General features: G+C 72.6%; 12 protein-coding genes. 5 read left to right on the top strand and 7 right to left on the bottom strand.

The annotated features are described in order from the left end of the window. Positions 1 to 246: hypothetical protein (locus VGT06_09845; GenBank protein ID HEV8663424.1), on the bottom strand; the 246-nt coding region annotated here is incomplete at its 3' end. Between the two features lie 464 nt (positions 247 to 710). Here VGT06_09845 and VGT06_09840 point away from each other — a divergent pair. The 3 genes from VGT06_09840 (at position 711) to VGT06_09830 (ending at position 4,020) form a co-directional block, all read left to right on the top strand. Beyond that, positions 711 to 1,340: a cyclase family protein gene (locus VGT06_09840; GenBank protein HEV8663423.1), complete on the top strand. Its 630-nt coding sequence runs from the start codon at positions 711 to 713 to the stop codon at positions 1,338 to 1,340. A gap of 34 nt (positions 1,341 to 1,374) precedes the next feature. Beyond that, positions 1,375 to 3,336, top strand: coding sequence for an amylo-alpha-1,6-glucosidase (locus VGT06_09835; protein HEV8663422.1), 1,962 nt, complete (start codon positions 1,375 to 1,377; stop codon positions 3,334 to 3,336). A gap of 111 nt (positions 3,337 to 3,447) precedes the next feature. Continuing rightward, on the top strand, positions 3,448 to 4,020 hold the full coding sequence (locus VGT06_09830) for a GNAT family N-acetyltransferase (protein ID HEV8663421.1): 573 nt from the start codon (positions 3,448 to 3,450) through the stop codon (positions 4,018 to 4,020). Here VGT06_09830 and VGT06_09825 read toward each other — a convergent pair. After that, entirely contained in the window at positions 3,995 to 4,807 is an 813-nt protein-coding gene (locus VGT06_09825) for a molybdopterin-binding protein (protein HEV8663420.1), read from the bottom strand. The two genes, VGT06_09830 and VGT06_09825, sit on opposite strands and share 26 nt — an antisense overlap. Between VGT06_09825 and VGT06_09820 the strand changes: the two genes are divergently transcribed. Next, positions 4,782 to 5,753, top strand: a complete 972-nt coding sequence (locus VGT06_09820) for a hypothetical protein (GenBank protein ID HEV8663419.1) — start codon at positions 4,782 to 4,784, stop codon at positions 5,751 to 5,753. The two genes, VGT06_09825 and VGT06_09820, sit on opposite strands and share 26 nt — an antisense overlap. On the opposite strand, the gene VGT06_09815 is transcribed toward VGT06_09820, so the two are convergent. Genes VGT06_09815 through VGT06_09795 form a run of 5 tightly spaced genes read right to left on the bottom strand, consistent with a single transcriptional unit; the run spans position 5,723 to position 9,330 of the window. Next, positions 5,723 to 6,733: an SMP-30/gluconolactonase/LRE family protein gene (locus tag VGT06_09815; GenBank protein HEV8663418.1), complete on the bottom strand. Its 1,011-nt coding sequence runs from the start codon at positions 6,731 to 6,733 to the stop codon at positions 5,723 to 5,725. The two genes, VGT06_09820 and VGT06_09815, sit on opposite strands and share 31 nt — an antisense overlap. After that, positions 6,730 to 7,611, bottom strand: a complete 882-nt coding sequence (locus tag VGT06_09810; protein ID HEV8663417.1) for a deoxyribonuclease IV — start codon at positions 7,609 to 7,611, stop codon at positions 6,730 to 6,732. The genes VGT06_09815 and VGT06_09810 overlap by 4 nt, the downstream gene beginning before the upstream one ends. Next, positions 7,608 to 8,459 (bottom strand): TIGR02757 family protein, encoded by an 852-nt coding sequence (locus VGT06_09805; GenBank protein HEV8663416.1) that lies wholly within the window; start codon positions 8,457 to 8,459, stop codon positions 7,608 to 7,610. The genes VGT06_09810 and VGT06_09805 overlap by 4 nt, the downstream gene beginning before the upstream one ends. Beyond that, positions 8,456 to 8,998 (bottom strand): Mov34/MPN/PAD-1 family protein, encoded by a 543-nt coding sequence (locus VGT06_09800; GenBank protein HEV8663415.1) that lies wholly within the window; start codon positions 8,996 to 8,998, stop codon positions 8,456 to 8,458. The genes VGT06_09805 and VGT06_09800 overlap by 4 nt, the downstream gene beginning before the upstream one ends. Beyond that, the gene (locus VGT06_09795) at positions 8,977 to 9,330 is read right to left on the bottom strand and encodes an MGMT family protein (protein ID HEV8663414.1); all 354 of its coding nucleotides are present in this window, start codon (positions 9,328 to 9,330) and stop codon (positions 8,977 to 8,979) included. The genes VGT06_09800 and VGT06_09795 overlap by 22 nt, the downstream gene beginning before the upstream one ends. A 596-nt stretch (positions 9,331 to 9,926) precedes the next feature. Here VGT06_09795 and VGT06_09790 point away from each other — a divergent pair. Continuing rightward, entirely contained in the window at positions 9,927 to 10,703 is a 777-nt protein-coding gene (locus VGT06_09790; GenBank protein HEV8663413.1) for an SDR family NAD(P)-dependent oxidoreductase, read from the top strand. Positions 10,704 to 10,823: the final 120 nt, after the last annotated feature.

Raw genomic sequence — 10,823 nt, 5'->3', positions numbered from 1 at the left:
GGCCGCCACGGTCCCGGAGACCTTGGGGATCAGCTCCACCTGGAGGAGGGGCAGGATGTCCCCGGTGGTCTGGAGAACGTGCCGGACCTGCCCGCGGCGGGCTTCAGCGACGCGGACCGTGACCTCGCGGGCCGGACGGCGGGTGCCCCCCCGGTCCCGCGGCAGGGCGAGACCCCGGTACGCAGCCAGCCCTCCGAGCAGGAGGAGGAGACCGACGACAGCGCCGAGCTGTACGCGCCTCGACATGGGTGCCCTCCGCGGGACCAAGACAGAACGTGCGAATTCTCGCTGAGATCGCCCCGGGGGTCAAGGGACGCGCGCTCGGAGCGGGGCCACGGTCGGGCCAGCGTTATTGGCCTTGACAGGAACCGGCGAGGCTCGCTATCTTCGCGTGGCATTCGATCACACCTGGCCCTCCCAGATCCTCCTCGTGGTTCTTCCAAGTCTGATCCGGCGTCTGCGAGGCCATCCCGCGGGCCGGGAGCATTGGACGGCGGTGGGACCCCATCGAGCACCCCAGCCGCCGCGCGCGCGCACTGCGAGGGGGGTGTTTCTGCCGGGCAGGCGCGGGGGATGCCGGGGCAGGAGATCCGGTGCCGGCACCACTGCTTCTGCAGGCCGTGGGGGCCGCCCGCTGGCCCAGGGCGTCGTCCTGCGGAATGGTTGATCGACCGGCTGCGCCGCCTGCCGGAGTGGGACCGCGGGAAATCATGACCCTCTACGACATCTCCGTCCCCATTCGGGAGGGGATGCCGGTCTGGCCGGGGGACCCGGAGGTCCGGGTCCGGAAGGCCCTGGCCCTCGCCCGGGGGGATCCGGCCAACGTCTCGGCCCTCAGCCTGGGCGCCCACACGGGGACCCATGTGGACGCTCCTTCCCACTTCCTGGCGGGCGGGGTCTCCGTTGACCGGATCCCGCTCGAGCTGTGTGTCGGTCCGGCCCGCGTGGTGGAGGTCCCGGCTCCCGTCGCCATCGGCCCGGCGGATCTCGCCCCGCTGCCGGTCCGGGGATGCGCCCGACTCCTCCTCAAGACGCGAAACTCCGCCCTCTGGCAACGGGAAGGGTTCCAGGAAGACTTCGTGTACGTGACGGAGGAAGGGGCGATCTTCCTGGTGGGGGCGGGCGTCCGGCTGCTGGGCGTGGATTATCTGTCGGTCGAGGGCTACGGGGTGGAGGGGGCGCCGGCGCACCTTGCCCTGCTCCGCGCAGGAGCATTCCTCCTCGAGGGCCTCGACCTCAGTGCCGTGCCGCCGGGGGACTATGAACTGCTCTGCCTCCCCCTGAGGCTGGCCGGCGCCGACGGAGCGCCGGCTCGCGCGCTCCTCCGGAGCCTGCCGTGAAGCCTCTCGTGTTCCCCCGGTGCCCTCCCGCCCGATGATCGCCTTCGGCCCCGAGCGGTGCCGGGACCTGGCCTTCGCCACGGCGCGGGAGTGGCTCGAGACGGACGGCCTCGGGGGCTACGCGAGCGGGACGGTGAGCGGGGCCCACACCCGCCGCTACCACGGCCACCTGATGGCGGCCGTCGCCCCTCCGGTCCGCCGCCACCTGTTCCTCAGCAAGCTCGAGGAGTACCTCCACCTGCCCGGCGGGCCGGTGGACCTCTCCACCAACCTGTACCGGGGCGCGGTCCACCCCCGGGGCTTCGAGCACCTCGTCCGCTTCGCCCTGGAGCCGTTCCCGACCTGGACCTACGCTCTGGGAACCCTCCGTCTGCGGAAGCGCCTCTTCCTCCTGCACGGCTTCCCCACCGTGGTCCTCCTCTACGACCTCCAGGGGGCGGAAGCACCTGTCCCCCTCGAGGTGCGCCCGCTGCTCGCCTTCCGGGACGCTCACCACCTCACCCACGAGAACCCCTTCCTCAACCGGGAGGTCCGGGTGGGTCCCGGCCGGCTCGCCTTCGCCCTGTACGCGGGACTTCCGGCTCTCCACTGCTTCCATGAGGCCGAGGAGTTCGCCCCCGAAGGGCTCTGGTACCGCCAGTTCGAGTACCCCGCGGAGCTGGCGCGAGGGCTCGACGGGAACGAGGATCTTTACAGCCCCGGGGCCCTGACCTTCCTCCTGCGCCCCGGGGAGTCGCGCGCCCTCCTCGCCAGCCTCCGCCCCGATCCACCCTGGGCCCGCCCGGAGGCCCTGGCGGCCGGGGAGATCCAGCGGCGCGCAGGCCTCGTCCTCGGGGCGGGCCCCGATCCCCTCACCCAGGTCCTGACGGTGGCCGCCGATCAGTTCCTGGTCCGCCGGGGGGAGGGGCGAAGCGTGATTGCCGGCTATCCCTGGTTCGAGGACTGGGGCCGGGACACGATGATCGCCCTGCCCGGCCTCACGCTGAGCACGGGGCGCTTCGCCGAGGCCCGGGTGGTCCTGGCCACCTTCGCCGCGGCCGTGAATCGCGGGATGGTGCCCAACCGCTTCCCGGAGGCCGGGAGCCCCCCCGAGTTCAACACGATCGACGCCAGCCTCTGGTTCGTCCACGCCTGCGAGCGGTACCTCGCGACCAGCGGGAACGTGGGGGTGGTCCAGGAGGAGCTCTACCCGGCCCTGGCGGAAGTGATGGGCCACCATTTCGCGGGGACCCGGTACGGCATCCGGGTGGACAGCGACGGCCTGCTGACCGGCGGCGAGGCCGGGGTCCAGCTCACCTGGATGGACGCCAAGGTGGGGGACTGGGTGGTGACGCCGAGGCACGGGAAGGCGGTGGAGGTAAACGCCCTCTGGCACAATGCCTGTGCGGGGATGGCGGCGGTAGCCGCGGCGTGCGGGTTCCCGCGGGACGCCGGCCGCTACCGGGCGGCCGCCGCGGACGCCAGGGCCGCCTTCAACCGGCTCTTCTGGAACAATGCGGCGGGGTGCTGCTACGACGTCGTGGACGGCGAGGCGCGGGATCCCCGGATCCGCCCGAATCAACTGCTGGCCATCAGCCTCCCGGCCCCGGTCCTGGAGGAGGCGCGCTGGCCCTCGGTGCTGGCGATCGTGGAGCGGGAGCTGCTGACGCCCGTGGGCCTCCGGACCCTCGCCCGCGGCGACCCGGAGTACCGGGGTCGCTACGAGGGGGACCAGCGGAGCCGGGATGCCGCCTACCACCAGGGGACCGTTTGGCCCTGGCTCTTGGGTCCCTATCTCACGGCCGCCCTGAAGGTCCACGGCCGGAGCCAGGAGGTGGTGGCGCGCCTGCGAGCGCTGCTCGAGCCCCTCCGGGCGCACCTGGCCGAGGCCGGCCTGAACACGATCTCCGAGATCTTCGACGGCGACCCGCCCCACCGCCCGGGAGGCTGCATCGCCCAGGCCTGGAGCGTGGCCGAGGTGCTTCGGCTCTTGCGGGAGGAGCTCTGGGCCTCCTGAGGAGGTGCACCAGGCCCGGGATCTCCCGCGCGCGCGTGATTTGACAGCCTCCGGCAGGGCGTGCTACGGTGCGGCCGGCTGAGGGCCCGGGACACCCACGGGGAGGGGGCTATGGCGGAGGCGGCCGAGCGGCGGGCACGGCACAAGACGTTCCCCCGCCGGATCGCGCTGAAGGACGGCCGGGTGGCGACGATCCGCCTCATGCTGAAGGCGGATAAGGAGAAGCTCCTCCGGTTCTTCCGGGGAATCCCCGAGGAAGAGCGGATGTTCCTCCGGGACGACGTGACCCGGCCCGAGACGATCGAGGCCTGGGCGCGTGACCTGGACTACAGCACCGTCCTTCCCATCGTTGCCGAGATCGAGGGCCGGATCGTCGCGGACGCGACGCTGCACCGCCGGCCCTACGGCTGGATGCAGCACGTCGCCGAGGTCCGGGTCGTGGTGGATCCGACCTTCCGGGGAAAAGGCCTGGGGCACGCCCTCCTGGGGGAGATCGTCGACATCGCCGGGACATGGGGAATGGAGATCCTGGTCTCGGAGCTGACCCCGGAACAGAAAGCCGCCATCAAGCTGGTCAAGAGCGTGGGATTCAAGCGGGAGGCCACGCTCCGCCGGCACGTGAAGGACCTCTCCGGGACCCCCCGCGACCTCGTCGTCCTCACCCGCCGCCTGACCCAGGACTAGTCCGCGTCTTCAGGAGCGTCTGGAGGCGCGCCACGGCCGCCTCCAGCCGGGCCGCCACGACCTCCGCTTCCCGCCCCGCCCCGCTCGCGGTGACGTTGAGCCGGACCTCCCGTCCGAACGCCTCGGGCCGCGACTTCAGGTACAGGTCGGGGAACTCCTTCCGCACCTCCTCCAGGACGGGGGCCAGGGCCGACTCGTCCCCGCAGTCGGTGGTCACTTCCCGCTCGAGCAGGACCGGATGCCCCGCGGCCGCGGCGACGACGACGACGGCGTGGGCATCGAAGCAGGCCGCCATCTCTGCCGGGACGCCCGGGAGGGCGAGAAGGATGGTCGGAGGGCGCTGGAATCGGATGGCCGGTGCCGCCCCGACGGGGTTGGCCAGGGCCTCGGCGCCGGCGGGGATCCAGGCCATTTTTTCCCGAGGAGGGGAGAGCGCGCCGTCCGCAACGGCACCCGCCTCCGCCAGGGCTGCGTAGCGGGCCGCCACCAGAGCGCGGGCCGCCCGATCCAGCACCAGGGGAACGCCGAGCGCCTCCGCGAGACCCGCCGCCGTCCGGTCGTCGGCGGTGGGGCCCAAGCCGCCCGCCGTCAGCAGGAAGGCGGGAGCCCGGGCGAGGCCGGCCCGAATCTCGCCGGCGATGGCCGTGGGGTCGTCGTCCAGGATCCCCATGCGGGTGACCCGGCCCCCAAGGCTCGTGACCCGCCTCGCGAGCCAGGGGCCATTCCGGTCGGCGGTCCGGCCCGCCAGGAGTTCGCGCCCGATGCACAGGATCTCGACCGCCGTCACGACCAGAGACCTCCTCCGCCGCCTCCAGACAGACGAGCGGCGGGGGGCCGGGGAGCTCGCCTCCCTGGCGGCGCGTTACCTGGACGATCTCTTGGCGGCCTCCGGCGGGTCCGCCTGGGAGGCGCGCCTGCGCCGTGGGACGGCCGCCCTGCTCGCGACCCAGCCGGCCATGGCCCCACTCTTCTTCCTGGCCAACGCCCTCTGGCTGGGACTGGAGGGGCCTGGCCAGGAGGCCGCCCGGCGGGTCGCCGCCCGGGCGGCGCTTGCACGCGCCCGGGCAGTCCTCGCGGCGACCGCTGAGGGCGTGGCGCGGGTTGCGGCGCGCCTGACCGCCGCTGCCCGGACCATCGTCACGATCTCCAGCTCGTCGACGGTCCTGGCCGCCCTGACGCGTCTCGCAGCGGGGCACCCCCTGCACGTCATTGTGGGGGAGGGGCGCCCCGCCCTGGAAGGCCGGCGCCTGGCGCGCTCCGCGGCGCGGGTCGGCTGCCGGGCGACGCTGGTGGCGGACGCGGCGCTGCCCGGGGAGGTCCGGCGGGTAGATGCCGTTCTGCTGGGTGCCGACGCGGTGCTCCGCGGTAGCGCCATCAACAAGGTGGGGACCTACCCGCTGCTCCTGGCGGCCCGCGACGCCGCGGTCCCGTCCTATCTCCTGGCAGACGGGAGCAAGCTGGTCCCCGACCCCCTCGCTCCGCTCATCCGTCTGCCCGTCCGGGACCCGCGGCGCCTCTGGCGCGACTCGCCCCCGCGGGTGGCCGTGGCGCGGACCGATTTCGAGATGGTTCCCCTCTCGCTCCTCTCCGCGGTCGTCACCGACGAGGGGCCGATGGCGCCGGCGGCCGCCGCCCGACGTTGCGCGGCGCTCCCGGCGGCCCGTTTCCTGCGGCAGCTCGCCAGGAGGCGGGGGCTCCGGCGTCAGCGGAGGGCGGAGCGGGACAGGCGGTAGAGCGCCGAGCTGCTCGTGATGAGGCAGTCCCCCCCGGGGGCGAAGGCCAGCCCCACCAGGTTTGCGCCGGCGACGACGCGCCGCGCCCGGTCGGGCCCCTCCACGAGGAAGATCCCCCGCCGTCCCCCTTGCCCGGCGACCACGAAGAGCCGACCGGCGCCATCGAAGGCAAGCCCCTGAGGTCGCTCGAAGGGCCCGGCGTACGGGGCGGCCGATCGGTCCGGGTCCACCCGATAGATCGGGTCCTCGTTCGAGAGCGAGGGGGCGGTGACATAGAGGGCGTCATCGGGGCCCCAGGCGAGGTGGAAGGCAGCCACGCTGGGGGGGATCCAGCAGAAGGGCTCGACGCTCCCCGAGGGCCTGACCCGGAAGACGGTCCCGTCCCGATCCCCGACGTAGAGCGCGCCCTCCGGGTCCGCTGCCAACCCCGTGGCGGTCCCCAAGTCGCTCGCCACCCGCTCCGCCGGGCTCGGGCCCTTCCCCCGGAACCGGTACAGGCTCCCATCGTGCCGGCTGGTAAAGAAGAGGGTCCCGTCCGGCGCCAGGTGCAGCCCCGTGGGGTTGAGGGCGCCCGGAGAAAACGCCTCCCGCCTCCCGTCGGGGTTGATTCGGACCAGCGGGGCAGCCACCCGCTCCCCCCGGCTTCCGCTCACGGTCGTCCAGATGGTGCCGTCGGCGGCCACGGCAGGGCCCGTGACCGGGTGCAGGTCCGTCGCCAGCCGGAGCCCGACGGCCAGGCTTCCGCCCTCCGCCGACCCGGCATCGGTCTGCACCGTCACGGGACCGCTCGTCGCGTCGGCTGGGATGCGGACGATGAGGCGGGTCCCGGTCGCGATGGTTGGGCGCGCAGGGGCGCCGCCGAGCCGGACCTCCGGGAGGGCGCCCCCGGTCAGCCGCTCCCCGAGGAGGGCGACTTCACCCCCCTCGACCCCCGCCTCGGGCTCGACCGCGAGGATGACCGGGCCCCCTCCCACCCTCATCCTCCCCGTCTCCCCCCGCCCGCCAGGGCGCGGAGGAGGCGCAGATTCCGGCGGTCGGCCCGGACGAAGTCGTCGTCCTTTGGGGTCTCCAGGATCATGGGCATCCCCCGCAGCCGTCGGTCCCGCACGAACTGCCGGAAGCCCTCGCGGCCGATCCGCCCGGCGCCGATGTGTCTGTGGCGGTCGACCCGGCTCCCCCGGTCGCCTTTGGAGTCGTTGAGGTGGATCGCCTGCAAGCGGTTGAGGCCGACCGTGGCGTCGAAGGCCCGCAGCGTCTCCCGATACCCCGCCGCGGTGCGGACCTCGTAGCCGGCCGCGAAGACATGGCAGGAGTCGAGACAGACCCCGAGCCGCCCCGGCTCCACCACGCGGGCGAGGAGGGCGGCAAGCTCCTCGAAGCGGGCTCCGAGCGCTGTCCCCTGGCCCGCCGTCGTCTCCAGGAGGATGCGAACCCGTGCGCCGGGGGTGCGTGCGTGCACGATGTCCAGGGCCTCGGCCGCCCGCTTCACGCCCTCCTCGACGCCCCGCCCCAGGTGGGCCCCCGGGTGGAGCACCAGGTACGGGATCCCGAGACGCTCTGCCCGCTCCGCCTCGAGGCGGAGGGCTGCTGCGGACTTTTGGAAGAGGCCGCGGTCGGGGCAGGCGATATTGATCAGGTAGCTCACGTGCGCCAGCACGGGCGCGATGCCACTTTCCCGCTGCGCCGCCCGGAAGGCCTTCACCTCCGGCTCGGCAAGCGGCCGGGCCCGCCACTGGTTGTTGTTCTTCGTGAAGACCTGAATGGTGTCGCAGCCGACCGCCCGGCCCCGGGAGAAGGCCTCGGGCAAGCCCCCCGCGATGGACATATGGGCGCCGAGGAGGAGGCGCCGGCGTCTCACGGCCCGCCTCCGACCGCCCGCAGCGGACCGGCCCGGCGCCCCTTCCCCGCCCCCTCCAGGATCCCGAAGCGGCAGAGGGCGTAGTCGTAGCGGACCGGATCGGCCGGATCGAAGACCTTCAGGGCCTCCGTGATCGCCTTGGCCATCCGCCAGCCGGGGCTCTTGAGACGCGTGAGCCCGAGCCCCCGCGCCACCCGGGCCACGTGGGTGTCGAGCGGGATGATGAGCTTGGCGGGCGAGACCTCCGGCCAGAGCCCGAGGTCCAGGCCGTCGTCCGGCCGGACCATCCACCGGAGGAACAGGTTCAGGCGCTTGCAGGCGCCGCCGGTCCGCGGGTTCGGGAAGAGGTGGGCGAAGCCGCGGGAGGGGATCCCGGCGGGGAAGACAGGGGTGAAGTCGATCTGATAGAGGCGGTCTACGAAGGCCGTGAGGGCCGGCCGGATGTCCTCGTCCTCCGGGCAGTAGCCGGCCAGGAAGCAGGCCTTCAGGGAGCCGAAGGCTTCCAGAAGCTGCCGGAGGGCCCAGAGGGCGGCGACGACGTCATCGGGGCGGTTCAGGCGGTATCGGAAGGTCGAGAGGCTTTTCCGGTCCCGCCGGGGGAGGAAGCGGCGGACCGCCGCCGCCGGGTGCTCTCCCAGCGCCGCGAGTACCGTCTCGACGGCCCGGGCGAACAGATCCACGCGGCCATAGGCCAGGGAGGCGGCGAGCAGCCCGACCACCTCCCGATCCGCCGGCTCCCGGTAGCGCCGGGGGAACATGAGTGCCGACGTCCGGAGGTAGGCGGCGCCGTACTTGCGCGTGAGGGCCTCCAGCTTCGCCCGGAGAGCGCGGCGCGACGGTCGGCTCATCCGGCCCGGGCAGAGACCCGCCGCTTCCCCATGAAGCCCACGGCGTACGGGCAGATAATGGGGGCCTTGTCGATCTGGCTGTTCCGCTTGGCGTAGGCCGCGATCCGGATGCTGTAGCCGTTGACGGCGCCCGAGATGATCCCCCCCGGGCTGTACGCCCAGCGCTTGGGCCGGCGGATGTCGTTGATGGCTACCACGATCCCCACCGTCCCGTCGGCGAAGAACTCCTGGTCCTCCGTCGAGAGTTCGGTGCTGGCCCGGGCCGGCCCGTACATCGCGTGGGAGTGGTAGTCCCCCACCAGCTCCCAGCGGGAGGTGCCCCGGACCGCCTCCTCCACCCGGGCACTCCGCTTCCAGTCGATGTGGACCTCCCGGAACTTGCGGGTGGCTGTCTGGTAGGGGACGGCAAAGTCCACGAAGACCCGGTCGGGCGTGCTGTGGCCCAGGAGGATGCCAAAGCACTCCCGGCGGTAGACCTCGATGGTCGAGACCAGGAGGCCGATAAAGGCGTTCTCGCTCAGGTACACTTCGACGGCCATGGTGCTTCCGGGCTCCCGCGCATCCGGGAGCGGTGGCGGGCTCGGGGGGGCCCGAGCCAGCCGTAGGTGGCGAGGTCTATCGTCCCGTCCAGGCGAAAGCGCACCCCCTCGGTCTTCAGCCGGGCGCGCTGGCGCTCGGGATGCCCGCTCGCGTAGCCGGGCGAGCAGGCACCCCGACCGTTGAGCACCCGGTGGCACGGGGCGGCCCCGGGCGGACAAGCGGCGAGGGCCCAGCCCACCGTTCTGGCCCAGCGAGGGTCCCCGAGCAGGGCCGCGACCTGCCCGTAGGTCAGGACCCGGCCTCTGGGGATCCGCCGGACCAGGGTGTACACCCGAGCAAAGAAGCTTTCCCTCCTCCGATCGTTCCCCCCCCGGTGCCCTGGTCGGACCGAAGAGGAGGGGGCGCTCCGCCAGGGCCGGGAGCCGGGGATGCGGGGGCGCATAGGACTACGGAGAAACGCCAGGTTGGAGGGTACTTCCGCGGGCGTTGCGTCCGTGAAGAGCCGCGGAGAATCGCCTTTCCAGCAGAGCTAGGATAGCCAGCGGCCCAGGGGGTGACAAGACCAAAAACCTCTCCCCCGGGAAAAATATTTCCTCAATTATCAGAAAATACGATAAAATGAAAATCATTTAGGAGGTCCTATGTCCAGGGTTGTCCTGAAGGGTCGCGGGCAGATCACAATCCCTGTCAAGATCCGGAAAACATTGGGTCTTGGCACTGGGGACCTCCTTGAAGTGGAGGTGAGCCGAGGCAGGATCCTCCTGATCCCGTTACAGGTGGTCCAGCGCCAACGGGAAGGGGAGGAAGGGCGGGCTCCCCAGGAGGCGCAGTGAGGCTCAGGGGGTGCCTGGCGGCGTCAGGGGCTGCGCCTTTCCTGTTGCGGCAGTGGGCGACACCGGCGGCGGCCCCCTGGGAGGGTGAGGAGTGATGGCCGGGTTGCTGGCCGGCCGCGTCGCGCTCATCACCGGGGCGAGTCAGGGGATTGGCCGGGCGGTGGCGGCAGCCTTCGGGAGGGAGGGCGCTACCCTTGCCCTGTGTGCCCGCCGCCCGGCCCCTCTCGAGCAGGCGGCGGCGGCGCTGCGGGAGCAGGGGGTGGATGTCCTTGCCCTTCCGGCCGACCTAGGGAAGGCTGCCGACATCGCGTCCCTGGTGGAGGGCGTGCGCCAGCGTTTCGGACGGCTCCACGTCCTCGTGAACAACGCGAGCCTGCTCGGCCCCATGGTCCCCCTGGCGGAGTACCCTCCCGAGGCCTGGGAGGCGGTTCTGGCCGTCAACCTGACCGGGCCGTTCCTCCTTACGGGCGCCTGCCTCCCGCTCCTGCGGGCGGCCGGGGGAGGGTCCGTCATCAACGTGAGCTCGGGAGTGGGCCGGACGGGGCGGAAGGGCTGGGGGGCGTATGCCGTCTCGAAGTTCGGCCTGGAGGGGTTCACCCAGATCCTGGCGGACGAGCTCCGGGAGGAGGGGATCCGGGTCAACGCCGTCAACCCCGGCGGGACCCGGACTGTCATGCGGGCCGCCGCGATGCCCGGCGAGGATCCGATGACTCTCCCCACCCCCGAGGCCATTACCCCGGTGTTTCTCTATCTGGCGAGCGAGGCCTCCCGGGACGCGACGGGCAAGTCCCTGGACGCGCGGGACTGGATCGGCAAGTCGGTAGGCTCAGCAGGGCGGGCCGCCGGCCCGGGGGAGCGAACCGCGGGATAACGGGCGACCTCCTGAGCCGTTCCGCGCATGCGTCTCGTCACGCCGGGACGAGGCGTGGCGCGGGAGGAGGTGGCCGCCAGGAGGGACCATGCGGATCGAAGAGGAGCTGCAGAAGCTGAT

The sequence above is a fragment of the Candidatus Methylomirabilis sp. genome (assembly GCA_036000645.1).
GTDB lineage: Bacteria > Methylomirabilota > Methylomirabilia > Methylomirabilales > JACPAU01 > JACPAU01.
Note: the sequence above shows the minus strand (reverse complement) of the source record. Positions and strands in the feature narration are given on the sequence as shown.

Coding starts and splice junctions, on each gene's coding strand:
- VGT06_09800 (HEV8663415.1), bottom strand. CDS start 8,998: ATGGCCGTCGAAGTGTACCTGAGCGAGAACGCCTTTATCGGCCTCCTG.
- VGT06_09805 (HEV8663416.1), bottom strand. CDS start 8,459: ATGAGCCGACCGTCGCGCCGCGCTCTCCGGGCGAAGCTGGAGGCCCTC.
- VGT06_09790 (HEV8663413.1), top strand. CDS start 9,927: ATGGCCGGGTTGCTGGCCGGCCGCGTCGCGCTCATCACCGGGGCGAGT.
- VGT06_09835 (HEV8663422.1), top strand. CDS start 1,375: ATGATCGCCTTCGGCCCCGAGCGGTGCCGGGACCTGGCCTTCGCCACG.
- VGT06_09815 (HEV8663418.1), bottom strand. CDS start 6,733: ATGAGGGTGGGAGGGGGCCCGGTCATCCTCGCGGTCGAGCCCGAGGCG.
- VGT06_09840 (HEV8663423.1), top strand. CDS start 711: ATGACCCTCTACGACATCTCCGTCCCCATTCGGGAGGGGATGCCGGTC.
- VGT06_09820 (HEV8663419.1), top strand. CDS start 4,782: ATGCACAGGATCTCGACCGCCGTCACGACCAGAGACCTCCTCCGCCGC.
- VGT06_09830 (HEV8663421.1), top strand. CDS start 3,448: ATGGCGGAGGCGGCCGAGCGGCGGGCACGGCACAAGACGTTCCCCCGC.